The 24,433-nt window shown below is 62.1% G+C and carries 15 protein-coding genes and 4 pseudogenes; 1 reads left to right on the forward strand and 18 read right to left on the reverse strand.

Translation table 11 applies throughout. The features are described 5' to 3' along the window. Positions 1-124 precede the first annotated feature (124 nt). Positions 125-2,460 (forward strand): annotated as a pseudogene (locus JCM21793_RS24675) (PAS domain-containing sensor histidine kinase). Position 2,461: 1 nt separating this feature from the next. Here the strand turns inward: JCM21793_RS24675 and JCM21793_RS07355 are convergent. The 18 genes and pseudogenes from JCM21793_RS07355 to JCM21793_RS30175 form a co-directional block, all read right to left on the reverse strand. Beyond that, positions 2,462-5,419, reverse strand: a complete 2,958-nt coding sequence (locus JCM21793_RS07355; RefSeq protein ID WP_025029948.1) for a bifunctional [glutamine synthetase] adenylyltransferase/[glutamine synthetase]-adenylyl-L-tyrosine phosphorylase — start codon at positions 5,417-5,419, stop codon at positions 2,462-2,464. Between the two features lie 45 nt (positions 5,420-5,464). Beyond that, a complete protein-coding gene (locus JCM21793_RS07360; protein ID WP_007008438.1) occupies positions 5,465-6,925 on the reverse strand; it encodes a sensor histidine kinase in 1,461 nt (486 codons plus the stop codon). Then, positions 6,925-7,596, reverse strand: coding sequence for a response regulator transcription factor (locus JCM21793_RS07365; protein WP_007008437.1), 672 nt, complete (start codon positions 7,594-7,596; stop codon positions 6,925-6,927). Before JCM21793_RS07365 ends, JCM21793_RS07360 begins: the two co-directional genes overlap by 1 nt. A 107-nt stretch (positions 7,597-7,703) precedes the next feature. Next, positions 7,704-9,242 carry a DegQ family serine endoprotease gene (locus JCM21793_RS07370; protein ID WP_025029949.1) on the reverse strand — a complete coding sequence of 513 codons (1,539 nt, stop codon included), beginning with the start codon at positions 9,240-9,242 and terminating at the stop codon, positions 7,704-7,706. Positions 9,243-9,372: 130 nt separating this feature from the next. Then, on the reverse strand, positions 9,373-10,617 hold the full coding sequence (locus tag JCM21793_RS07375; RefSeq protein ID WP_025029950.1) for a bifunctional alpha/beta hydrolase/OsmC family protein: 1,245 nt from the start codon (positions 10,615-10,617) through the stop codon (positions 9,373-9,375). A 97-nt stretch (positions 10,618-10,714) separates the two neighbouring features. Further along, positions 10,715-11,155 carry a cytochrome c-type biogenesis protein gene (locus JCM21793_RS07380; RefSeq protein WP_036539852.1) on the reverse strand — a complete coding sequence of 147 codons (441 nt, stop codon included), beginning with the start codon at positions 11,153-11,155 and terminating at the stop codon, positions 10,715-10,717. Between the two features lie 31 nt (positions 11,156-11,186). Beyond that, positions 11,187-13,171, reverse strand: a pseudogene (locus JCM21793_RS24680) (heme lyase CcmF/NrfE family subunit). A gap of 60 nt (positions 13,172-13,231) precedes the next feature. Continuing rightward, positions 13,232-13,666, reverse strand: coding sequence for a cytochrome c maturation protein CcmE (gene ccmE, locus JCM21793_RS07390; protein WP_025029952.1), 435 nt, complete (start codon positions 13,664-13,666; stop codon positions 13,232-13,234). Between the two features lie 7 nt (positions 13,667-13,673). Further along, positions 13,674-14,795 (reverse strand): c-type cytochrome biogenesis protein CcmI, encoded by a 1,122-nt coding sequence (ccmI, locus tag JCM21793_RS07395; protein WP_025029953.1) that lies wholly within the window; start codon positions 14,793-14,795, stop codon positions 13,674-13,676. Positions 14,796-15,004: 209 nt separating this feature from the next. Next, positions 15,005-15,442 carry an RT0821/Lpp0805 family surface protein gene (locus tag JCM21793_RS07400; protein WP_025029954.1) on the reverse strand — a complete coding sequence of 146 codons (438 nt, stop codon included), beginning with the start codon at positions 15,440-15,442 and terminating at the stop codon, positions 15,005-15,007. An 81-nt stretch (positions 15,443-15,523) separates the two neighbouring features. Next, positions 15,524-16,941 (reverse strand): annotated as a pseudogene (locus tag JCM21793_RS24685) (ATP-binding protein). A gap of 9 nt (positions 16,942-16,950) precedes the next feature. Then, on the reverse strand, positions 16,951-17,622 hold the full coding sequence (locus JCM21793_RS07410; RefSeq protein WP_007008429.1) for a response regulator transcription factor: 672 nt from the start codon (positions 17,620-17,622) through the stop codon (positions 16,951-16,953). Between the two features lie 469 nt (positions 17,623-18,091). Further along, on the reverse strand, positions 18,092-18,298 hold the full coding sequence (locus JCM21793_RS07415; RefSeq protein WP_007008427.1) for a hypothetical protein: 207 nt from the start codon (positions 18,296-18,298) through the stop codon (positions 18,092-18,094). Between the two features lie 26 nt (positions 18,299-18,324). Then, entirely contained in the window at positions 18,325-22,287 is a 3,963-nt protein-coding gene (locus JCM21793_RS07420) for a baseplate multidomain protein megatron (RefSeq protein ID WP_025029955.1), read from the reverse strand. 6 nt (positions 22,288-22,293) lie between these two features. Continuing rightward, positions 22,294-22,770 (reverse strand): NlpC/P60 family protein, encoded by a 477-nt coding sequence (locus JCM21793_RS07425; RefSeq protein ID WP_025029956.1) that lies wholly within the window; start codon positions 22,768-22,770, stop codon positions 22,294-22,296. Beyond that, entirely contained in the window at positions 22,767-23,657 is an 891-nt protein-coding gene (locus JCM21793_RS07430) for a phage/gene transfer agent baseplate hub protein (protein ID WP_025029957.1), read from the reverse strand. The genes JCM21793_RS07425 and JCM21793_RS07430 overlap by 4 nt, the downstream gene beginning before the upstream one ends. Next, positions 23,654-24,295: a DUF2460 domain-containing protein gene (locus JCM21793_RS07435; RefSeq protein WP_025029958.1), complete on the reverse strand. Its 642-nt coding sequence runs from the start codon at positions 24,293-24,295 to the stop codon at positions 23,654-23,656. Before JCM21793_RS07435 ends, JCM21793_RS07430 begins: the two co-directional genes overlap by 4 nt. 18 nt (positions 24,296-24,313) lie before the next feature. Further along, positions 24,314-24,433, reverse strand: a pseudogene (locus tag JCM21793_RS30175) (phage tail tape measure protein); the annotation flags it as partial.

The raw sequence follows: 24,433 nt of genomic DNA on the forward strand, positions 1-24,433 counted from the left end.
GGCGTTAATATCTTTTTTACCAAGACCACTGGACAAGGCGAATCACCTTTGATTCCTTATGGATGATTCGGCAGCAGGCGGAGCCGAATCACCGAACTTAACAAGGAACGAGGGAGCCCGTCGGATGGCGAAGGCAGGGGGTTGGGCTTTGCCCCTGATTGCGGGCATGGCTGCCGGGCCACGAACCCGACGCGCAAGGCGCATGGGACTGGCAGGCAACGCCAAGATTATTGCAGCTCCGGCCTATGAACGTCTTCTGGCCATAGAGCCCTATCTGCGCCGTTCCATTCCGGTTCTGATCATCATCTTTCTTCTGGTGCTGGCGGCAGCACGGCTTCTCTCGCTCTTCACCTGGCGCGACGACATCGAACGCGACGCACGGACCATGCTCGCGCTGGCGGCGGATTCGCTGGCCGCAAGCGTGGCAATCGACACGACCGAGACCGAGCCGGCACAGAAGGCGCGCATGCTCATCGAAGAAGCGATGCGCCGCGCCGGATCGGAAGACGAACGCGTGCTCGCCATCACCGATGAACATTTTGGCGTCCTGGCCACCTCGCCCAACGGACAGAACCTCATCGGTCGCTCGCTCGAAGACGTGTTGACGGGCGGCCAGCCGCTCTTCCTGTTCGGCGCGCGCGCCGGAGTGATGAATGTGGAGATTGCTGGTGAGCAGTGGCTGGCGTCGCTTGTCCATGTTGCCGGTCAGGAGGGCGCTGCCGTCGCCCTCACCTCACGCGACAGTCTCTTTGCCGACTGGCGCCGCTCCGTTTCGATGAATGTTTCGCTGTTTGCCCTGACCGCGGGCATCCTTATGGTGATCCTCTACGCCTATTTCAGCCAGGCCGCGCGCGCCAGGCTGCCGACCGAATTTACATGGAAGCACACCAGCGCATCGACATGGCCATGGTGCGCGGCAAATGCGGCCTCTGGGACTGGGACATGGTGCGCGGCAAGATGTTCTGGTCGCGCTCCATGTTCGAGATGCTGGGCTACGAGACGACCGACGAGATGCTTTCCTTCGGTGAGGTCGCGGCAATCATCCATCCCGACGATGGCGATCTGTTCGATCTGGCCAACCGCATCATGGCGCGCGAGATCGATCATGTGGATCGTGTCTTCCGTATGAAACGCGCCGACGGACAGTGGGTCTGGGTGCGCGCGCGGGCGCAGGTGGTAGACCCGAACGCGCCTGAGCTGCACCTGATCGGCATCGCCGTGGATGTGACCGAGCAGCGCACGCTTGTGCAGCAGACGGAAGCGGCCGATCAGCGGCTGCGCACGGCGATCGAGAGCATCGGCGAGTCCTTCGTGCTGTGGGACTATGCCGAGCGGCTCGTCATGTGCAACACCAAATACAAGCAGGATCTGGGCGTCGACCAGAGCGTGATCGTCTCCGGCGCGCGTCGCCGCGACATCGAAGCGCTGGCACCGGCCTTCCGCTCAGAACGCAGACTGGCTGTGCCCTCGGGCAATGGCAATGGCGCCACCTATGAACGACAGCTCGCGGACGGGCGCTGGCTGCAGGTGACGGAACTGAAAACGCGCGACGGCGGCACGGTCTCCGTCGGCACCGACATTACCCAGCTCAAGCAGCACCAGGGCAAGCTTGTCGACAGCGAGCGCCGATTGATGGCGACCATTCACGATCTCAGCCTCGCGCGCCGCGCCGAGCAGGAGCGCACACGCGAACTCAGTGAGCTCAACCGCAAATACATGCGCGAGACCGAGCGTGCCGAGGCGGCAAACCGGGCAAAATCCGAATTCCTGGCCAACATGTCGCACGAGCTGCGCACGCCGCTCAACGCGATCATCGGTTTCTCGGAAGTGATGGAGTCGGGCATGTTCGGGCCGCTCGGATCTGAGCGCTACGAGGAATATGTGCGCGACATCTGTTCGAGCGGTTCCTACCTGCTCGGCGTCATCAACGACATTCTCGACATGTCGAAGATCGAAGCCGGCCAGTTCTCGGTCGATTGCGAGGAAATCGATCTGTGCCCACTGATCCGCGAGACCGTGCGGGTGGTAGAGCTCCAGGCAGCGGAGAAATCGATCGCCATGAAGATGGACATCCCAGAGCGGATGCAGGTTTTTGCCGACCGCCGCGCAATCAAGCAGATCGTCATCAATCTGCTGTCCAACGCCGTAAAGTTCACCGGCGAAGGCGGGCATATATCGCTGCGCGCGCGCAAGGTCGGGCCGGCGGTCACGCTCACCATTGAGGATTCAGGCTGCGGCATCCCGCGGGATGCCCTGAAAAAGCTCGGCCGCCCCTTCGAACAGGTTCAGAACCAGTTTTCCAAGAACCACACGGGCTCCGGCCTTGGCCTTGCCATTTCCCGCTCGCTGGCAGAGCTGCATGGCGGCGTTCTGAAAATCCGCTCGACGGAAGGCGTCGGCACCATCGTATCGGTGCGCCTGCCTGCGGAAGAGCGCAAGAAGCCGGCCGTGGCCGCCTGAGTTAAACGACCGGACCAACCAGTTCTTCGAACAGCCGCCTCACCCTGCCCGCCGTTTCTTCCACATGCGCTTCCAGAATGCCGAGTTCCGGCAGGTCGGTCTGCCGCAACATGAGGTCGGCGAAGCCGGGCGGCGCCTCGTCCGGATCAAAACCGCCTTCAAGGCAAAGTCGTGTGGTCTGCGTGAGCGTCATATAGAGGTGATGCGCATCGACGAGTTCCTGGCGCGCCTGAGGCGCGCAGAACGTCTCTGAAAGAGAGGACAGAACCTCACTGGTGGCAGTCGCTTCGCGTTCGGACGGGGTGTTTCTGGTCAACACGGCCACCTGGGCAATGAATTCGAGGTCGATGAGGCCGCCCGGAACAAGCTTCAGATCCCAGACGTCGCGGGCAGGCTTCTCCTCTTCCAGTAGCCGACGCATCTCGGCTGCTTCGTTGCGGATCTTCTGCGTGTCCCGTGGCAGGGCGAGGATGTCGTGCACCTCCTTTTCGACACGCTCGATCAGCGCCCTGTCACCGGCGAAGGCGCGCGCACGCGTGAGTGCCATGTGCTCCCAGGTCCAGGCATCGTTGCGCTGATAGCGCGCAAAAGCATCGATATGCGTGGCGACCGGCCCCTTGTTGCCTGAGGGGCGAAGGCGCAGGTCGAGCTCGTAGAGCACGCCCTCTGCGGTCGGCGCGGAGACGGCGGCAATCAGCCTCTGGGTCAGGCGCGCGTAATATTCCGAAGGCGCCAGCGCTTTCTGCCCGTCCGAATAGTCGGCATCCTCGTCGTGATCGTAAAGCAGGATCAGATCTATGTCTGAACCCGCCGTCAGCTCGCGGCTGCCAAGCTTTCCCATGCCCAGAATGGCGACGCGTCCGCCGGCGATGCGACCGTGGCGCCCGGCGAAGTTCTCAACCACCGCCTCGAGCGCGGACTCAACCGTGAGATCGGCCAGGTCCGAAAACGCCTTGCCGGCGCGCGCGGAATCGATGGCCCCGGTCAGGAGCCTGATACCGATCAGAAACTTCTGCTCGGCCGCAAAAATGCGCAGCCTGTCGAGTATTTCCTCGTAGATCTGCGCGCCAGCCAGAAAGGTCTCCAGCCGCTCAGAGAGATAGGCCCGGTCGGGGAGCTCGGAGAGTAGCGCCGGATCGAGAAGTCCGTCGAACACGTGGGGCCGCCTGGTGATGATCGCGGCCAGGCGTGGCGCTGCGCCCATGATGCTCACCAGCATGTTGAGCAGGGCCGGATTGGACTGCAATAGCGAGAAAAGCTGAATGCCGGCCGGCAGTCCTGCCAGAAAGGCATCGAAGCGCAACAGCGCCTCATCGGCACGCCGCGTGCTTCCAAAAGCCTCGAGAAGGGCCGGTGTTAGCTCGGTCAAACGCTCGCGCGCTTCTGCCGACTGCGTCGCGCGGTAGCGGCCATAATGCCAGCCGCGGATCACGCGGCACATGTCGCTTGGCCGCTCGAAACCGAGTTCGCTCAGGGTTTCCAGCGTGCCCGGATCGTCCACATCGCCCGTAAAGACCAGATTGCCGACACCGCGCGAAAGCTGCGGTGCGGTCTCGAAGAGATCAGCATAGTGCTGTTCGACCAGGCGCAGGCTTTCGCGGAAGGCTTCTGAAAACGCTTCTGCATCGTCGAAGGCGAGCAGATGCGCGATGCGCTCCAGTTCATCGTCCTCTTCGGGAAGCGTGTGGGTCTGCTCGTCAGCCACCATCTGCAGGGCGTGCTCGACATCCCGCAGGAACCAGTACTGACGCGTCAGCGCTTCCCGCGCCTCTTCGTCGATCCAGCCGCAACGAGCGAGTTCCTTCAACATAATGACGGTGCGCCGGCCGCGCAGTTCCGGGAAACGGCCGCCGGCGATCAATTGCTGGGTCTGGACGAAGAACTCGATCTCGCGGATGCCGCCGCGCCCGAGCTTGACGTTGTGGCCGCGCACCGCCACAGCCCCATGTCCCTTGTGCGCATGGATCTGGCGCTTGATGGAATGGACATCGGCGATGGCCGCATAATCCAGATATTTGCGCCACACATAGGGCTGCAGTTCTTTCAGGAAGCTTTCGCCGGCCACAAGGTCGCCGGCAATCGGGCGGGCCTTGATCATCGCCGCCCGTTCCCAGTTCTGGCCGCGGCTTTCGTAATAGTGAAGCGCCGCCTCGACGGGTATTGCCAGCGGGGTGGAGCCCGGATCGGGACGCAGCCGCAGGTCCGTGCGAAAGACATAGCCATGCTCTGTCCGGTCCTGAAGGATTCGAACGAGCCTGCGTGTCAGGCGGACAAAGAGATCGATGGCCTCATAGGCATCGATGATGGCCGGCGCGTGCGGATCGACCAGCACGATCAGGTCGATATCGGAAGAGAAGTTCAGCTCATTGGCACCGAGCTTGCCCATGCCAAGCAGGATCCAGCCGCTGCCTTCTGCCGGTCTCGCTTGATCGGGGAGTTTCAGTTTCCCCGCCCGGTCCGCATCGAGAAGCAGAAAATTGACGGCGGCGCGAATGCATTTGTCTGCAAGAAGGCTCAGCCGCTCGGTGGTTGTGGCCGTGTCCGCAACATCGGCAAGCCGGCAGAGCGCAATCAGGAAATGCGCCTCCGCCTTCAGGTCGCGCAGCGCCTTCATCTGACCGCTTTCGGTCTGTTCCTCGGCAAAGGCACTCGTATCAATGTGCTCGAACAGCATTTTGAGCCGTTCGTCAGCCGGCGCGTCGAACAGGGCTTCGAGAGCGTGCGGGTTGCGGCGCGCGCAATCGCGCAGGAATGGCGAAAGCTCGAACACCCCCGAGAGGAAACCCGTTAAACCGGTGTTGCTCCCGAGGAGGTCGCACAGGCGCGCGCATTGAGCATCCTCGGCTGCTTCACGGACCATCTCAAGCGCTTCCGCGGCCTCGTCGTCATCCACCGGCTTCAGGACAAGAACCGGCGCCCCAAACCAGAGGCTTCCATCAGCAACCGCATCACGCCCCATCAAGGCCCCCTCTCCGGTCAAGCATTTTCGCTCGCCCAATCCCTCTCAGTCGGAGGCTTCACGTTTCCTGAAAACCGTTTCGACTTTCCGTTTCGGCGCTTCAGCGGGAAACACCATTGTCACGGCGAGACCGGGCTCGTTGTCGGCGAATTCGAGACGTCCACCATGGAATGTCATGACAGCCTTGGCAAGACTGAGCCCCAGACCGGACCCCGGCTGGGTACGGCTTTCCTCAAGGCGCACGAAACGTTCCGTCACGCGGCGACGGTCCGCGTCGGGGACACCGGGACCATTGTCGCGCACCGTCAGCCGAATTTCAGAGGCTGCGGTTTCCAGGGAGACCTGCACCGCCGGCGTCTCGCCAGAACCCGCGGAGTATTTGATCGCGTTGTCAACGATGTTCGATAGCGCCTGTCCGATCAGTTCGCGGTTGCCCTGCAGTGTGACGGCACCGTCAATCTCGGCCTCAAGCGCCACGCCCTGCTCCTCGGCGAGCGGCTCGTAGAGCTCCACCACATCGGCCAGAATGGCGCGCAGGTCGATTGTCGACGTGGCTTCCGCAGAGTAACCCGCCTCGAGCCGCGAAATCATCAAAATGGCGTTGAACGTGCGTATGAGCTGGTCGGATTCGGCGATGGTGCGCTCCAGAGCAGCGCGGTAGTCCGCCGTTTTCTGCTTTCCGGCGAGCGCGGCCTCTGCCCTGTTGCGCAGGCGCGTCAACGGCGTCTTTAGATCATGGGCGATGTTGTCGGAAACCTCCCGCAACCCTTCATTCAGGGCCGCGATACGATCGAGCATCTTGTTCAGATTGTCGGAAAGCCGATCGAACTCGTCACCCGCTCCCGAAACGGGCAGCCGGCGGTTGAGATCGCCGCCCATGATGCTGCGGCTTGCCTCGGAGACGCGGTCGATGCGCTTCAACGCGCGGCGGCCGACAAAATACCAGATCAGCAGGGCGCCCGCACACATGATGGCGAGCGTGACCACAAGGGCGCGCTGCATCACATTGCGGAATTTTTCCGGTTCGCCGAGATCGCGCCCGACCATGACGATGATCTGGTTGGGCAGACGAAAGACCACGGCCATCGCCTTGTGTTCCGCCTCACGCGCTCTTGGGTCCAGGCGCGCCTCGCCCTCGCCAAAACGGCTATAGGTGAAAGGCCGTTCGGTCCAGCCCATCACGTCGAGCACACCTGGCTGCAGGCTTTCCACATTGCCGGAAAGGATGCGGCCGTTGGCATCGGCCAGAAGATAGAGATTGGCGCCGGGCTGACGCGCGCGCGATTCGATCACCCGCACGAGAAACGGCAGGCCGCCACGGCGATAGGCGCGGTCGAGGCCGCGCACCTCCTCGTTGATGGCCTCATGTGTCTGCCCGACCAGCATGCGGGCCGACAGAGATGTCATGTAAATGACGAGGAATGTGGCACAGACGGCGAAAAGGATGAGATAGAGCGCAGAAAGGCGCGCTGCCGTCGTGTTGAGGATCGAAAGGAGCCGCGCCATCAGTCCTTCAGCATGTAGCCGGCGCCACGCACCGTGTGAAGCAGCGGCTTCTCAAAGCCCTTTTCGATCTTGCCGCGCAGACGCGAGATGTGCACGTCGATGACATTGGTCTGCGGGTCGAAATGATAGTCCCAGACATTCTCGAGGAGCATGGTCCGGGTCACCACCTGCCCGGCATGGCGCATCATGTATTCGAGTAGCCGGAACTCGCGTGGCTGGAGAACAATTTCCTGCCCCGCGCGTCGCACCGTGTGCGACAGGCGGTCCAGCTCCAGATCGCCGACATTGTAGACGGTTTCGACATCCTTGGTGCCCGCCCGCCGGCGCAGAACCTCGATGCGGGCGAGCAGTTCGGAGAAGGCGTATGGCTTGGTCAGATAGTCGTCGCCACCGGCACGCAGGCCGGTCACCCGGTCATCCACCTCTCCGAGCGCCGAGAGGATGAGCGCAGGCGTGTCGTTACCGCCGTCACGCAGCTCGGCAATGATGGAAAGACCGTCGCGGCGCGGCAGCATGCGATCGATGACGAAGACGTCGTAGCTGCCGGTCTCGGCCATGGAAAAGCCGCTGTCGCCGTCGCGCGCGATGTCCGCTGTGTGGCCTGCCTCGGCAAAGGCGTTCCTGAGATAGTCCGCCGCTTCCCGGTCGTCCTCGATGACAAGAATCTTCATACGGTCGTTATAACCCGTTCACAGATGAGACGTCTTCCTGAAAGGTCTGGATGACAACCGAACTCCCCCACAGCGACAGCGGGGGAGTTCGAAACCTGCCCGAGAGATCAGCCTTCCCCGGTCGGCAGGGCGACAAAGCGGCTGGCATCGTCGCGCTCGATCTGCACGAGCACGGCCTTGCGACCGGCTTTCACGGCAGCCGAGACGGCTTCCTCGACATCCTTGCCCGACTTCACCGCCTGCGAGTTGACGGTGCGGATAATGTCACCAGGGCGGATTCCGCGGTCATCTGCCGGGCTCCCGGGCTCCACATCCGTCACCACCAGACCATCGCCGTCTTCTGCCGGCGTCACCTTCAGGCCGAACTGGGCATCCATCGTGCTCGACTGCGAACCGCCTCGCGCCGATGCCATCGTCTCCACGCCCGGCATTTCGGAAAGCGTCACCGTGACGTTTTCCGTCTCGCCATTGCGCCAGAGTGTGACGTCGACCTCATTGCCCGGCGCGAAGCCCGCGATCAGGCGGGCCAGTTCCTTCGGCGAAGCGACTGGCTTGTCCTCAACGGCGATGATGATGTCGCCGGAGCGGATGCCGGCCTTGGCGGCCGGTTCGCCTTCCTGCGCATCGGCGACCAGCGCGCCTTTCTCCTCATCCAGGCCAACGGATTCGGCGATGTCTTTGGACACCGGCTGAATCTGGACGCCAAGCCAGCCGCGTTCAACCGTACCGTCCTTGATCAGATCCCCGACAACCTCTTTGGCGACCGAGGCTGGAATCGCGAAGGCGATGCCGACATTGCCGCCGGAGGGCGAGAAGATCGCCGTATTGATGCCAACGACCTCACCGGTAAGGTTGAAGGCCGGGCCACCGGAGTTTCCGCGGTTCACGGCCGCATCGATCTGGATGAAATCGTCATACGGTCCGGCGCCGATATCGCGGCCACGGGCGGAGACGATGCCTGCCGTCACCGTGCCGCCGAGACCGAACGGATTGCCGACGGCAACCACCCAGTCACCGACACGCACCTTCTCGTCGTCTGCAAAATCGACATAGGTGAACTTGCGTTCCTCATCGACCTTCAGCACGGCAAGGTCCGTGCGCGGGTCGGTGCCGACCAGCTTTGCGTCGATCTCGGTACCGTCATCCATGACGACGGTGAAGTTGCTGCCGCCATCGACCACATGGTTGTTGGTGACGAGATAACCGTCTTCGGAAATGAAGAAGCCGGACCCCTGAGAAACCGGGCGGGGACGACGACGCTCGGACCGGCGATCCTGCTCAAATCCGCGATCGCCGCGGAACTCGCGGAAGAAGCGCTTGAGGGGGTGCCCGTCCGGCAGTTCTTCAAAGCCCGGCATGTCGAAGAAACCCGAGCCGCCAGGATTCGATGTCATTTTGACATCGGCTTTGACGCGCACGCTGACCACCGCAGGAGAAACCTTCTCGACGATATCGGCGAAGCTCGGAGCCTGAACCGGCTGGTCGAGCCGGACGGCTTCAGCCATGACCGGCGCCGTTCCGCTGGTAACGGCACCCAGGCCAATCGCCCCGGCAATGGCGACGGAAGCGATTGTCGCCATCAGGCGCCCGCGCTTCTTTGTGATGATACCCTTCTCCGGTGCCTTGTTATCCGCGTCCTGGTGCATGGTAACCTATCCTCTTGGAAAATCTCATTTCGGCGCGCAAACGCGTCTTAGGGTGATGAAGTAGCGGTGCCTACATTACAACGCCATTTCCAGCCGATGAAATTTTCGTAATGTTCGGGCCCGCTTCGGGTCACTCCGCTCCGCTTTCCTCCCCGCGAACACCTGTATGAACATGCGCGACGCTCTCAAGCGTTCTGTGGACCGGGCACTTGCCGGCAATTTCGATCAGTTTGTCCCGCAGCTCGGAGGATACGGGTTTCTCCACTTCGATGACGCGCTCAAATCGGTCGATACGCCCCTGTGCCTTCGCCGCCTCGGAGCAGTCCTCGCAATCCCTGGCGTGGACCTTGTCGTGCGAGACGTCGACGCTGATGCGCCCGAGATCCAGCTTCTTGCGATCTGCATAGAGCCGCAGCGTCATCGTGGTGCAGGCGCCGAGGGCTATAGACAGAAAGTCATAGGGTGACGGCCCAGTGTCGAGCCCGCCGAAACTCTCCGGCTCATCGGCGAACAGACGATGCCGGCCGGCCTGTACCGCATTCTGGAATTTGCCCTGTCCCGTCTCCATCACGCGCACATGCTCGACCGGCACCGTGCCCTGCGGTTCGTCGCCGGGAAGATAGCGCGAGAGCCAGCCACACATCGCACTTGCGGCAAAGGAGGCGTCCTCGGGGGTTGTCAAAAGATGATCGCCCTGGTCCAGCGATATGAAGCTCTTGGGATGTTTTGCCGCCAGAAATATCTGCGTGGCGTTGTCGATGCCGACAATCTCGTCGAGCGGCGCATGCAAAACGAGCAGCGGCTTGCGCATGCCGGCGACGGCATCCAGAAGACTGTGCGACCGGACATCCTCGACAAACTGTCTCTGCACGCGAAACTGCCGACCGCCGAGCGAAACATCCGCTTCGCCTTCCTGCTGGATACTCTCAAGCGAAGCGCCCAGATTCTTCAGCACATGCGCCGTATCGGCAGGCGCTCCAATGGTTGCGACCGCCTTTACGGAGGGCAAGCGCCCGGCAATGGCAAGAACCGCCGCACCGCCCAGAGAATGCCCGACCAGAACGGAGGGCGCCTCATAATGCTTTTCAAGAAAGGTTGCCGCACTGAGCAGATCTTCGAGATTGGTGGAGAAATTGGTCGATGCGAATTCGCCCTCGCTGGACCCGAGGCCTGTAAAGTCGAAGCGCAACACGGCGATGCCGGCCCGCGCCAGTTCGGCAGCAATACGCCGCGCAGCAAGCAGATCCTTCGAGCAGGTAAAGCAGTGCGCAAACAGTGCGTAGGCTCGGATCGGCCCGTTCGGCAGGTCGAGCCGCGCAGCGAGATCAGCGCCGGAGTGGCCTTTGAACGCAAGCTTCTGTGTTTTCGCCGTCATGGGGTCCCCTTTCGCTTGTGCCCGAACCCGCCAACAGGCAGGCCGGTTTCAGGCTAGGTGGGCGCGGACCCTTCGTACAGGTTTGCGACGCAAAATTTCAGTCACGGTCGTTCAAAATCTGGTCAAGGCGCTTTTGCTCTTCAGCGCTCAGGCCAGAGATAGCCTCTCCGGTCTTCCTGCGCCGTGCGTTTGCGACAATCAATGCCCCTCCGAACAGCAAGAGTATGACAGGAGCGCCCCAGAGAAGCGCGTTGCGATAGCTGAAGCGCGGTTTCAGGAGAACGAACTCGCCGTAGCGATCGACCACATAGGCGATGACCTCTTCGTCGCTGTCGCCCGCCTCCAGGCGGTCGCGCACCAAGACCCGGAGGTCACGTGCCAGCTCCGCATCGGAATCGTCGATCGACTGGTTCTGGCAGACCATACACCGCAACTCGGCAGAAAGGTCGCGCGCGCGCGCCTCCAGCGCCGGATCATCCAGCACCTCGTCGGGCTGCACGGCAAATGCGGCTGAAGCGCCAGAAACACAAGCCCGCAGATTGCGAAGAACGCGCCGGAAATCAACCGCCTCATGCCGCCCTGCCCTCTGCAGCCGGTTTTCTGCGTGGCATCGGCGCTCCAATCCGCAGCCGGCGGTCAAGCAGCGACACCGTCCCACCAATCATCATGACCAGCGCACCCAGCCAGATCAGCGTGACCATCGGCTTCCACCAGATTCGCACCACGATCTTGCCGTTCGGGGTCTGGTCGCCGAGGGAAACGTAGAGCTGGCTCAGGCCAAGTGTGCGAATGCCAGCTTCGGTGGTGGGCATCTGACGCGCGGTGTAGAGACGCTTGGAAGACACCACCTCGCCAAGCGGTTTCCCGGTCACACGGTTCAGGATGAACGTTGCCTGATCTTCCGTGTAGTTCGGTCCGGTGAAGGGGCGCAGGCTGTCGAACCGTAGATTGTATCCCTGCATCTCCACCGTTTCGCCCGGCTGCATTGCCGCGATCTGCTCGGTTTCCAGCGTGGTTACGGAGATGATCCCGATTGTCGTGAGCCCGATGCCGGCGTGGGCCAGCGCCGTCCCGAACACCGAGCGCGGCAACCCCCTGAAACGGCTGAACGCCACGGACGGCGCTGCCTTGCCAAGCCGGATTTGACCACAAGGTCGGTCAGCGCGCCGAGCACCAGCCAGACGCCCAGCCCGATGCCGAGTGCCGCCAGAACGGAGGCGCGGTCAATCATCAGGACGACGAGAAGCGCAATCGCCAGTGCGCTGCCAAAAGCCCAGAACAGGCGTTGCGAAACGGCCCATAAATCACCGCGTTTCCAGGCAAGCAAGGGCCCGAAAGGCACAATCAGCAGCAAGGGAAGAATGAGCGGGCCGAAGGTGAGATTGAAGAAGGGCGGGCCGACCGAAATCTTGTCGCCCGTCACGGCTTCAACCAGAAGCGGATAAAGCGTGCCGATCAGCACGGTGGCGGTCGCCGTCGTCAGGATGAGGTTGTTGAGGACAAGCGCACCCTCGCGCGAAACCGGCTGAAAAAGGCCGCCCGGCGTCAGGGTTGCCGCCCTCCACGCAAAGAGCGCCAGCGACCCCCCGATGAACAGGATCAGAATGCACAGGATAAAGACACCGCGTGCCGGATCCGTAGCGAAGGCATGGACGGACGTCAGGACACCGGAGCGAACCAGGAACGTTCCGAGCAGCGACAGCGAAAATGTCAGGATTGCGAGCAGGACGGTCCAGATTTTCAGCGCCGAGCGCTTTTCCATCACCAGCGCCGAGTGCAACAGCGCCGTTCCTCCCAGCCACGGCAGCAGGGAAGCATTCTCGACCGGGTCCCAGAACCAGAACCCGCCCCAGCCAAGCTCGTAATAGGCCCAGTAAGAGCCCATTGCGATGCCTCCTGTCAGAAACATCCAGGCCGCCAGCGTCCAGGGCCGCACCCAGCGCGCCCAGGCCGCATCCAGCCGCCCCTCGATCAGGGCCGCAATGGCAAAGGAAAAGGCAACGGAAAACCCGACATAGCCGAGATAAAGAAGAGGCGGGTGAACGGCAAGCCCGATGTCCTGGAGAATGGGGTTCAGATCACGCCCTTCCATCGGCGCCGGGTCGAGGCGCGCAAACGGATTGGATGTTGCCAGAATGAATATGATGAACGCACAGCTGATCGCCCCCTGCACCCCCAGCACATTGGCACGCAGCGACAGGGGCAGGTTGCGCCCGAAAACCGCAACCAGTGCACCGAAGAAGACAAGGATCAGCACCCACAGGAGCATTGAGCCCTCGTGGTTCCCCCATGTGCCGGTGATCTTGTAGAGAAGCGGCTTGGCCGAATGCGAATTCTCCCAGACGTTCAAGACGGAGAAATCCGACTGGATATAGGCCGAGGTCAACGCCATGAAGGACAGCGCCACCAGCATGAAGTTGGTCAGAGCGGCCGGTTCGCCCACGCGCATCAGCGTGTCGTTTTTGAGTTGCGCTCCAACGATCGGCACCGTCATCTGAACCAGCGCCAGCGCAAAAGCCAGGACAAGGGCGAAGTGACCGAGTTCGATGCTCATTCTTTCATGCGCTCCAATCAAGCCGTTTATGGCCTCGTCCCGACGGACTCTCAACCAGCGTCAGTTTTCCTGCCAGACACCCTTTTCCTTGAGGCTGTCGGCCACTTCACGTGGCATGTAGTTTTCGTCATGCTTGGCGAGCACCGTATCGGCGACAAAGGTCTGGCTCTCGTCAAACACACCCTCGGTGACCACCCCCTGCTCCTCCCGGAAGAGATCGGGAAGGATGCCGTTGTAGCGCACCGTCACCGTGTCGCTTCCATCGGTCACCGCAAAGCGGACATGGGTATCGTCGGAGCGCTCGATGGACCCCTTTTCCACGAGGCCACCAAGGCGGATGCGCTGGCCCGCAGCAACCGGCTTTTCCGCCAGGTCACCGGGCATGTAGAAATAAGAGGTCTGTTCCCCCAGAGCATAGAGGGTCAACCCGGTGGCGGCACCGAGAAAGCCGATCGCGCCTGCGATGATCACCAGTCTTTTCTGCTTCCGTGTCACATCAAACCTATTCGATAACGACGCCGAGATCGGCCGCAAATCCCTTGAGATCGCCGCTTTCGGGAGCCTCCGGGCCGAATGCCGCCACGGCCCGCTCTAAGGCTTCTTTCGCGGCCTCCGGACGCTGCAGCACCATGTATGAACGAATGAGACGCCGCCATCCATCCAGATCGGTCGGATTTTCACGCAGCTTCTCGTCCAGTCCAGCGACCATGCCTTCGATCATCTGCTGCCGGTCAGCCCCGGAGAGGTCCGAAGCGGCCGCAACTTCGTCTTCACTGGGCCCCGCGCCGGATTCGGCGGCACCACCCGAACGCGCCATAGCCTGCTCAACCGCCGAGCGCCACGGCGAAACCTCCGGCAGATCGTCGAGCATTTCACGCCAGAGCGACCGGGCGTCGTCAGTCGCGCCGTCCTGTGCACGCGCCAGCCCCAGGAAGAAGCGTGCCTTCGGCTCCCTGGGATCAAGAACAAGCACTTCCTGAAAGACCGTCTCGGCCTCAGCCGTGACCATGCCCTGTGCACTACCGACGATCGCCTCGCCCAATGCCGCTTTCATATCCGCCGTATCGCCCGACAGGCGCATGATGTTGCGCAATGCTGTCTGTGCATCGCCAAAACGCCCCAGACGCATGTAAACCGGCGCCAGCACCTGCCAGCCGCGCACATCGTCGGGATTGTCTGCCAGATGTGTCTCGGCCCGTGCAACCAGCTCATCAATCGGCGCTTCGGCGGGCTCCTCGGCCATCCGCGCATGCAGGGGCTGCGCGGGCATTTCCGGCGACCCGGTGAACACATAGAGCCCCCAGCTCACCAGTGGCACGGCGAGCACGGCGATCGCTGCCGTCAGGCGTGTCACGCGCTGGCTTGCCAGATGTTCCTTCTGGCCGCCAACCGCTTCTGAAATCCTCAGAATGCGGCGTCCGATCTCGGCTCGCGCCTGCTCGGCTTCCTGCTGCCCGATCAGCCCGCGTTCGGCGTCCCGCTCAACTTCCTCGAGTTGGTCACGATAGACCTCGATATCGTGAGCGCGCGCGTCCTCGGACATCGTGCTGCGCATGGCGAAAGGCCGCAGCACTGCAAAGGCTGCGACGAAGGTCAGAAAAGCTGCGAGTATCCAGAACAACATGGGCTCTAAATAGCGGTCGGGGAAGACGCTGCCAACTCGGCGCACCTGCGGCCATTTGGCAAACCCGTCCCGCCGCGGGGGTTGCCGCCATGGCAGCAGGGCTGCTCCCGGAGCGCTTCCACTTTTCAATAGAGCGCAGAAGCGCTCAATCATATTGTTCTCACGCAGTTCCGGATGGAGAACCGGCGCCAACTTCTCCGGGGATTGCTCTAACCGAGCAGCATCCAGCTTCCATCCTCATTTCGGCATGCGGTCCCGCGCGCTTCGCGCGGTGTGCCGTTGATCTGGATGGTATGGGTGTATTGCCTACAATCCTGGGAACCAACGCGGTAAGGCTGTGCCGCGCGCACCGTCCCGGCCCGGCTCGAGCCAGTGTCCTGCCAGGAAACATCCTGTCCGGCCGGTGTGTTCTCCAGCGCCTTGTATTCAGCCTCTATCGCAAGGCGCTTTTGCCGGCGTGACAGTGCCTCACCGAATTCACCACCGATCAGGCCACCACCCTCCATACCAAGAATGGCGGAGCTGTCAGCCGCCGCCTGGGATGCCGCGAACTGATTTGGCTCAAGCTGCGAACCCGACATGTCGCGGCTCAGGCAGCCCGACAAAACCGCGGAGAAGGCTATTGCAAAAACTGCTGCGACTTTCATTGATCCCGATGGTCCCCTGAGACACACTTATCGTTGCAAGGCATTTAAGGCGTCGATTTGGCCCAATTTAGGCAGTTCTCGTCAGCTGGCACCTTGGGTTTCTGCGCGCGGCAAGGAAACAACAGCCTTGAGCCCGCCAAGCGAGGATCGTTCCAAAGCGAGAGAACCACCATACTCTTCCACCAGGTCTGCGACAATCGCAAGCCCAAGCCCCGTTCCCGGCTTTGTTTCATCGAGCCGCCGTCCACGCTTCAACGCATCGCGCGCCTTTTCCTCCGGAATGCCCGGGCCGTCATCTTCGATGAGAATCAGAACGCCATGCCCATCGCCCTGCATTTCTCCTTCCTCAACGGAAAGAGAAACCCGGCTTCGGGCCCACTTCATGGCATTTTCCATGAGATTGCCGCTGATTTCCTCCAGGTCTTCCCGCTCTCCCGCAAAGATCAGAGGTTCATCCGCAAATTGCACCTGAAGGTCGATGGAAGGATTTAGTTTGCCCATCACGCGCGCCATTCGCTCCAGCGATGCCTTGACCGGCGTGCGAAAAACAAGACTGTCGCGCTGTGCGGCGGCCCGCGCTCGCTGCAGATAATGATCAAGCTGCTGTTGCAGCGCGGTCGCCTGTGCGGTGATCAGCTTCCCGCGTTCGCCGCCAACGGCATGCCCTTCGTTCATAAGCACCGCCAGGGGCGTCTTGAGAGAATGCGCCAGATTGCCCACCTGCTTGCGTGAGCGTTCAACGATGCGGCGGTTGTTGTCGATCAGCGCATTTGTTTCATCAGCGAGCGATTCGATCTCCGTCGGAAACGGCCCCTCCAGACGCTGCGCAGAACCCGCTCGAATATCCGAGAGGGCCTGTTGCACGCGATTGAGCGGGCGCAGACCGTAAAGGATGGCGAAGACGTTGATCGCGATCATGCCAAGACCGAATATGGCGAGGTAGCCATAGAGCTTGCGGACAAACTGACTGACCTCCTCCTCCAGCTCGCTTCGATTGCCCATGACACGAAAGCGGGCCACCTGCCCCTGATCTCCCACAACGAGTTCGGCCTCGACCACCTCGATCGTATCGCCGCCGGGTCCCACCGTCATGTAGCTGCGCTGGAACCCCGTATTAAACGGCACCTCACCGCTATCCGGTGAAGGGATCGGCGTCGCCATTGAGGGCGAGCGCAGTGCCCCACCCAGATCGCTGGTCACCGGTTCTACTGCCCAGTACCAGCCGATTGGGGCTGCAGAAAACGCAGATCGTCGAGATTGGGACTGCCCTGCAGGTCACCGTCTTCAGCGATGCCCACCGAGCCGATTACATTGTTGAGATAGGCGGAAAGAACACTGTCAAAACCACGTTCGGACACCTGTCGAAACAAGGCCGAGATGATCGTTGCGATGACAACCAGCGCGATGACTGCCCAAAAAGATGAAAACGCGATGACGCGCACCGCAAGCGAGCGGGATACGATGCGCCTGAGCCAGGACTGCGTCTTCGGATCAGTCATCACCGGGGCCTAACCGGCCTCCGGTTCGCGCAATCGATATCCCATACCGCGCACGGTTTCGATCAGGTCCACATCTCCGAGCTTCTTGCGCAGCCGACCGACAAAAACCTCGATTGTATTGGAATCCCTGTCGAAATCCTGATCGTAAAGATGTTCGACCAGCTCCGTCCTTGAGACAACCGTGTCCCGATGGTGCATCAGATAGGCAAGCAGCCGATATTCGTGGGAAGTGAGCTTCAGCGGGATTCCGTCGACATCGGCCTTGGAGGCCTTGGTGTCGAGGCGCACCGGCCCACAGCGCAGTTCCGTCGAGGCGTGACCTGCTGCGCGTCGGATGAGCGCGCGCAGCCGTGCGAGCACTTCCTCGATATGAAACGGCTTGGTCACGTAATCGTCGGCTCCCGCATCGATGCCGGCCACCTTGTCGCTCCAGCGATCACGTGCGGTGAGGATCAGAACGGGCATTTTGCGGTCGTCCTGGCGCCAGCGTTCCAGCACGCTGATGCCATCCATCTGCGGCAAGCCGATATCGAGGACCACGGCGTCATAAGGCTCGGTGTCGCCGAGAAAATGTCCTTCCTCGCCGTCAAATGCCCTGTCCACAACGTAACCGGCGTCGGTCAGCGCCTGGCATATCTGCCGGTTCAGATCCTTGTCGTCTTCGACAACGAGAATGCGCATTAACCCCTCGACCTGGTTCGTTTCAAAATTTGGTTTTGTCGCCGCCGCTGCGCGACACTAGAGCAATTCCAGGATAAGCGAAAACGCTCTAATTTGCGGGTACAACGAATTCGGCCCGCTTCGGACGTTCCCCGTTGCCCCCCGGAATGACCACCACCACCCTGCAGACGGTCTGTCCTCCCTGTGTCTCCGCAGTTGCCTGAACAAGCTACCACCGTTTTGGGAGGCGACCCGTGAACCGACCGAGTAGCAATCGACGCCCGCCTGGGCTGGCGATGCCGTGGGCCAGAGCAGCACCGGCAGAAGAGCCAGAGCCGCGAGGAAGCCGGGTTTATGTGCGCGATGCCAGAACATGTATCCGATGTACCCCATCGAGGCTGAATAGGAAATGAACAGCATGTCATTTTACCCCGATCCTGCCCTTTCGAAGCAGCGGCGCAACCGCCCGCTGCGCCGCTGCTTCGTTGTGTCACCGTATACGGCTACGGGCCTGGATCCTGCCGAAGATGGCGACCAGGCCGGAAATTGCGGTAACGGCCTGCAGAAGCCCGTCGGATACGGCGGAACTGTCAATATCGCCCAGCGGATAGCCCAGCATGGTTGCCGCCGTCGCTGCAATTGTCACCATCGACGCCCAGATCGTGCGGGACAGGTACCAGGGTTTGCTGTCATTCATCCTTTTTCCTTTCGCTCCTTTGGTGCTCAGCCGGCGACGGAAACTGCCGCCGGTATGCCCGGGCCGACCTGCGCGCTTAGCTGACGCACGGTGAACCGGATTTCAGACGGCGCCACCGGAAAATCAGCAGCCCTCATTTCCGGCGTGTAAGTCCAGTCCGCAGTCTCGGAAGTCACCCTGCGGAGCGGAGCGCCATCGTCACCGGCTATGTCGATCCGATAACGCTCGCTCGTTTCACCAAGCGGCACATCGTCGCCAAGCCAGCTGTCGGCATCCATGCGTCCACGTCGTATCCAGGAAAGTACGACCGCACCCGACGAGGCCTCACGGGCCCTGAGGTGCACCGGTGACAGGGGCATCAGCGCTCTCAGACCACCCGCCGCCCGCATCTGAAAGAATCGGGCGCTGCCAAACGCCTCGCCGGCGGGGCCTATGCGCCAATGGCGTTCAAGTCCGATCTCTGCGGCACGCAGTCCCACGGCCTGCACGGCCTGATCGAGCAGGATAAATCCCGCCCCCTCCGGGGCACCGGCCCGCATTGCATCGTCGGTACCAAGCTGCCCGCGCAGGAGCCCGTCAAGCCGCCATACCGATGGCTCGATCTCTTCTGCGGACGTGAACTGCAGCACTTCCCAGACTCCGGCCCCGCTGAACACCGCGGCCGCGTTCGCGCCATTGACGAGCTGCGCCGGCGAAACACTCTCCAATGCGCCGGAAAGAAGCTCCACGGTGATTGTCCGGCTCCGGTCCAGTCGGCCTGAAACGCCCACATCCAGTCCCTCTCTCAGGAACCCTATGGTGGCACGCCGGGCAATCCGGCTCCGCATTTCGAAGCCGCTCTCCTCGGGTGAGGCGAACGCGACGTGGCTGCTCCATGGGGTTGCGTGAACGGCGACACGAAACTGCTCTTCCGCTTCCCTTGTTCCCGGCTGCCAGGGCAGGTCCAACAACAGCGCGAAGGCAGCGCTTTCGCCCTGCTCGCCATCGTCTGCCGGTGGCGTTGAAGCCGCTCGTGCCGCGGGCGCGGGATTGGCGTGCACACGCCGCGCCTTCACGCTGCTGAACAGGCCGTCTTCAACCTCGGTGACCAGATATCGGGTCGGCCCCGAAACCTCCGGAAGACGCAGGATCGAACCCGGCTGCACCCGACCTGCAGAAAACGGTAGCGCAAAGCGGGCTTCCTCCCGCGCCGCCCAGTGGCGCAGAAGCCAGTCCTTTGCCTGTCTTTCAGCCTCCGGCGCTGCCAATACGCCCGGGAAACTCAGAAAATGCTTTCGTCGTCCTCTGGCGCCGATATGAACCGCGCGCGTCGTCGCGGCCTGGTGGTCGCGCATCTCATGGCGGAAATCCACATGCAGTTCAGCAGGCAACGCATGGTCGGGTTCGCGTATCCGCTCGAAAACGGCGCCATCGGCTTCCGTTGCCAGCTCCGAAACTTCCCGAGCATCCTTCAGGGCCGCTCCCAGCGAGCGGAAAACGAGTTCCCCGTCCCGCTCATGGGCACCGATCCCGAACAGATCGACAATCGGCTCGATGGCAGCCCGTGCGGTGGCCGGGTTGGCGACTACATAACCCGCGATCGCGCCATCGCCATGCATCGTTTCCGCTGGCGCCAGACCATGGTCCTTCAGAATGGCGTTGATCAGGTCCCCGACCGTCATGCTGCTTGCGCGACCATTGAGCCAATGTCCGCATGCCCAGTTTTCACCATCTCCCCAGATGTCGCCGCGATTGGGAAAGGCCGGGAATGGCCGCGCATCCCATGCCCACAGGCTGAACATCTTCGGATCGACCATCGGCCCTTGATAGACGGGCGAAACAGGGTTGTGAGACCCTGTTTGCGCCCAATAGGCATAATGCGCCTCGAGCAGACGATGCTGCGCCAGGTCAGAACGTCCGCCGTTTGAAAAGTACGGCAAGGCGTTCTCAGACGACTTGGCATCCGGGAACACGTTCGGCTGGTTCGGCCCCTTGTCGACCGCGGGGCAGCCAAGCTCGGTGAAAATGATCGGTTTGGAGGCCGGCACCCATCCCGTTGGCGAGAGCTGCTCCACACCACCTGGACGGTCGAAATGCTGATTCGACCACCACGAAACCAGATCCTTGTAGCGGAAAACCCAGGGTTTCCCGTGCGCGCCGTCGGTGATGGGCGTGCGAAGCCGCGCGTTCCTGTCCGCCTCGCTCGCATAGTACCAGTCGTAACCTTCGCCTGCGGCGATGTTCGCTTTCAGTCCGGTCGGGTCGTAGGGCCCGGAAAACCCGTCCGGGCTGTCGCCGGCATAATCCTCGTCGCGCCAGTCGGCGAGCGGCATGTAGTTGTCGATGCCCACCGCGTCGATGGCATCGTCCGCCCAGAGCCCGTCCAGGTGAAACAGCACATCACCGCTGCCATCGGCAGGACGATGCCCAAAATACTCGGTCCAGTCCGCGCCATAGGTGATCGTGGTCTGCGGCCCCAGAAGTCCGCGCACTTCGTTGGCCATCACCTTTAGGCCTTCGACAAAGGGGAATTGACCGTTCTGATCCCGTAGCCCTGTCAGCCCGCGCAGTTCCGAACCGATCAGGAAACCATCCACACCACCGGCCACCGCCGCCAGATGGGCATAATGCAGGAGAAAACGCCGGTAGCCCCAGTCCTCCGGTTCACCGGTGAAATCGACCGTATCACCTGCCTGCGCAAATTCTGCGGTGCCGGCATTGCCGAGCAAAGCGCTTACCTGCGCGGCAGCCGCTGCCGTCTTGTCGGCGCTTCCCGGGCGCCCCGGCCCCGGGTAGCACGTGATCCGCCCCCGCCAGGGATAGACCGGCTGATGCGCCGCTCCGTCGGGGCTCGGAAGACTGTTGCCGGCAGGCACATCCATCATGATGAACGGATAGAGCCAGACCTTGAGCCCCCGCGCCCTGATTGCCCGGATGGCAGCCACCACCGTATGGTCTGACGGCGTGCCCCCATAGGCGGCACCGTTTTCGGTGAATGAGACGATCGGTGCGTTCCATCGCATGAGGCTGGAAACCCGCCACCTCTCATTTTCGCCACCGCCGAACAGGTGACTGGAGAACGACGAAGGAACCCCCATGAGCGACCAGATGTTTCCCCAATGATTCGGGAAAGCGCTCCCGCCATGCGTGGTCACCATGGGTTTGATCTGGCAGTTGCCTGCCCGCAGATCCGTGCCAAACCAGGAAACCACCAGCGATATGCTTTTCAGGTTGGGCAGCAGCGCCTGCAACTCGTCAAGCGAGGCTTCGAAATCGCTCTCCGCAACCAGCGTATTGCGATTGATTACTTTATGATGTCCGGGTCTTTCATGGATTCTTACCGCATCAGGTGAAAGGCCGAACTCCGTGGAACCGGGAATGAGGGCGACGGAACCGATCTTCCCGTTCAACGCGCCAACCGGTCGAAGAACCTCGAACTGGAGCTGCGGTATGCGCCGCCCATAATCGTCGATCGGCATTCGGTCGATGACGACATAGGCGGTTCCCCGATAGGCTGGCGCGTTGCCCGCCCCCTGTTTCGCCTCGATCAGCGGATCGGGCAACTGGTCCTCGGTTCCACGATAGATCCGGATGTTGACCTTGCTCTGATCCACCTCCTGCCCGTCGGCCCAGATGCGCCGCACGCCAGCGATTTCCCCTTCGCAGATCGCAAAGGCAGCATTGGCGAAATACGCGTATGTCGTTACCTTTGGTCCACCCTTGCCCCCCTGGCGCTCCGTGGTGCTGGTTTCTTCGAAGCGCGTCGCCCAGATCAGTGTCCCGCCGGTGCGCACAGTGCCGTAGAGCCGGGGCAATGGCGCGCCTTCTTCCCCCGAAAACGGCCTTGCCGCCGAGAGGCGTGGCCCTTCGTAGTGCTGAGACCCTCCAAAAAGGGCCCGGTCCACAACATAGCCGGCCAAGGCACCTGCGGCGGTTCCGATGGTCGCGCCGACAGGGCCAAGAAGGCCGCCGATGAATGCACCGGCCGCCTGCAAGACGAGTGTAGCCATGAGTTCCTACTTTCCGGATCTGGAGGGCGCAGGCATCGGGAAGGCAAAGACACCCGCAATGCGCCTGCGCCACTGCGGCACGAGTGGCGAAACCACGACTGCGCTTCCCTCATAGGCATGCACGAATGCGTCCCCCGCCGTCATGACGCCCACATGCTTGGCGGGGAGATGCGGGCGCCAGCGAAAAATCACCATGTCGCCCGGTCCCGGTTCTGAAAGCGCCCCCTCCAGGCAGTGCCGTCTGGCTGCCGCCAGGAGCCGGTCCTCTCCTGCGGATTCGGCCCAGTCAGCGCTGTAAACGCCCGGATCCTCGGCCTCGCGGCCGAAAACATTGCGCCATACGCCTCGGAGCAGGCCAAGGCAGTCACAGCCCACGCCCCTACGGCTTGCCTGATGACGATAGGGTGTCCCGACCCAACTCAGCGCCTCTTCCACAATGGCATTTCGCAGGGCCGCTTCTGTCGGAAATTGAGGCTGCATCATTTCACCAGCGCCTTGCCGTCGAAGACACCCTCGTCCCGCACATAGCTATAGGCTGCATCGTCACCGGGAAGATGCGGAAACCCGCGAAAATTCCGCTGGTTCAGGAATTTCGCCTTGCAGGTGGAAAACCGCTTGTCGCACCCGGCGACAATCGTGAATGCGTCTCCCGCATCCCCAGCCAGCGGCGCTTCCCGCCACAGTGACAGCCGAGCCTCACCACCAGCGTTCACATGGTTGACCACGCGCTCTTTCCGGCCTGAATGCGCACCGCTGGTCCAGGTCAACACCCCATTGTCAAACCAGCCCGTCTCAAAGGCACCAATCCCCGCAACAACCACGATGCCGCCGTCTTCGACGCGAAGGAGCGTGCCGCTACCCGCAAAGCGACTATCGTTCAGGTTCACGCCGCATCGATGGTCCCCAAGTTCGGCGTCGCAGCCGCGCCCGATGGTCCGCCCATTCGGCTGATCGAGCGCCCAGGCCTCGCTTTCCAGCTCGGCAACGAAACTTCCATCCCGCTGCGTCACCTTGCCGATCACGGCAACACGCAGTCTCTGAAACATCGAAGGGTCCCGCCAGTTGACGAGCAGTGTCTCGACCCTTGCACCGTCATAGAGCCCGGACAGAATGTCTTCCTCCCGGATATCAGAGGCGGAAAGCGCTCCTGCCACGTCCACCGTGTCCACCGAAAGCCCGAACGACGATCTGGCCTCGCTTGCCGTGAAACCCGTCTCCGGCTGGAAATTTGTTCCGTCGCACTGGAGCGCCCTGTCATGATCGGTAAAGCCGAGCACGGTGCCATCGGACCGGCTCAATCGCCAGCAATTGCAAAGGCTGGTGACCTCCCCTTCAATGTGCGCGGCCAATGTTTCGCCCGTTGATGTCATGCAAGTATCTCCACAAGCGGGATCGAGGGGATCTGCCCTGCCCTGAAAGCACTCAGGCTCACAGACAGCCGTTCGATATCGAAGCGCACGGGCACGTCGAACACGAACCCGGCTGTTACGACTGCACCCACAGCCGGCACGGCCCCGGGCTGGAACACAAGCTCACCGGTCTCACCGTCGACTGCATAGTCGAGTGACGTTTCCTTCAGCACACCGTCGACGGCGACGAGCACCGTATCGGCCACTGGATGGGTGATGGGGCGTTTGACCGCCTCCGCCCCCTCCCCATGGGTCTTCGTCAGCGCGAAGCGTTCCGTCACGCCATCGCCCGTACCGATGGTCTGATCGTGCTCTGTCGGTGTCTCCGAAGGCCGGCATGATTTCATGTCGAACGGGTCGCGGAACCGAAAGCCGTGCAGCGAGCCGCGCCGCGCCTCGAAGAAGGCAAGCACTTCATGCACATCATCGAGCGAGCGCAAACCGGTCCCGGCGTCGTAATGCCGCCGCGCCAGCGCCTGTCGCGCATTGCGTTTTTCGCGGCCCGACACCAGTTGCACAATCTCGTTGCGCCGCTCTGGCCCGCCCGTGGCCCCAAACGAGATAGCCAGCGGAAACCGCACGTCATGAAAGGCGTTCATGCCGGTTCTTCTCCTGCCTCAAAAGGTTTTGGCGCCACGCGAGACAGCCCGCGCCAGCATGCCCGTAATCTGGGCCTCCGATTTGCGAAACGATGCAGCGTCCGGCGTCGACACGTTGAAGACGATGTTCGCCGCGGG

Origin of the sequence: Nitratireductor aquibiodomus NL21 = JCM 21793 (assembly GCF_000615975.1) — a bacterium.
GTDB classification, from domain to species: domain Bacteria; phylum Pseudomonadota; class Alphaproteobacteria; order Rhizobiales; family Rhizobiaceae; genus Nitratireductor; species Nitratireductor aquibiodomus.

Excerpts from the sequence above, each read along its gene's own strand:
- JCM21793_RS07355 (WP_025029948.1), bottom strand. The coding sequence starts at position 5,419 with ATGGGGCGTGATGCGGTTGCTGATGGAAGCCTCTGGTTTGGGGCGCCG.
- JCM21793_RS07425 (WP_025029956.1), bottom strand. The coding sequence starts at position 22,770 with ATGATGCAGCCTCAATTTCCGACAGAAGCGGCCCTGCGAAATGCCATT.
- JCM21793_RS07420 (WP_025029955.1), bottom strand. The coding sequence starts at position 22,287 with ATGGCTACACTCGTCTTGCAGGCGGCCGGTGCATTCATCGGCGGCCTT.
- JCM21793_RS07360 (WP_007008438.1), bottom strand. The coding sequence starts at position 6,925 with ATGGCGCGGCTCCTTTCGATCCTCAACACGACGGCAGCGCGCCTTTCT.
- JCM21793_RS07430 (WP_025029957.1), bottom strand. The coding sequence starts at position 23,657 with ATGACATCAACGGGCGAAACATTGGCCGCGCACATTGAAGGGGAGGTC.
- JCM21793_RS07370 (WP_025029949.1), bottom strand. The coding sequence starts at position 9,242 with ATGCACCAGGACGCGGATAACAAGGCACCGGAGAAGGGTATCATCACA.
- JCM21793_RS07375 (WP_025029950.1), bottom strand. The coding sequence starts at position 10,617 with ATGACGGCGAAAACACAGAAGCTTGCGTTCAAAGGCCACTCCGGCGCT.
- JCM21793_RS07400 (WP_025029954.1), bottom strand. The coding sequence starts at position 15,442 with ATGAAAGTCGCAGCAGTTTTTGCAATAGCCTTCTCCGCGGTTTTGTCG.
- JCM21793_RS07435 (WP_025029958.1), bottom strand. The coding sequence starts at position 24,295 with ATGAACGCCTTTCATGACGTGCGGTTTCCGCTGGCTATCTCGTTTGGG.
- ccmI (WP_025029953.1), bottom strand. The coding sequence starts at position 14,795 with ATGTTGTTCTGGATACTCGCAGCTTTTCTGACCTTCGTCGCAGCCTTT.
- JCM21793_RS07415 (WP_007008427.1), bottom strand. The coding sequence starts at position 18,298 with ATGAATGACAGCAAACCCTGGTACCTGTCCCGCACGATCTGGGCGTCG.
- JCM21793_RS07410 (WP_007008429.1), bottom strand. The coding sequence starts at position 17,622 with ATGCGCATTCTCGTTGTCGAAGACGACAAGGATCTGAACCGGCAGATA.
- JCM21793_RS07365 (WP_007008437.1), bottom strand. The coding sequence starts at position 7,596 with ATGAAGATTCTTGTCATCGAGGACGACCGGGAAGCGGCGGACTATCTC.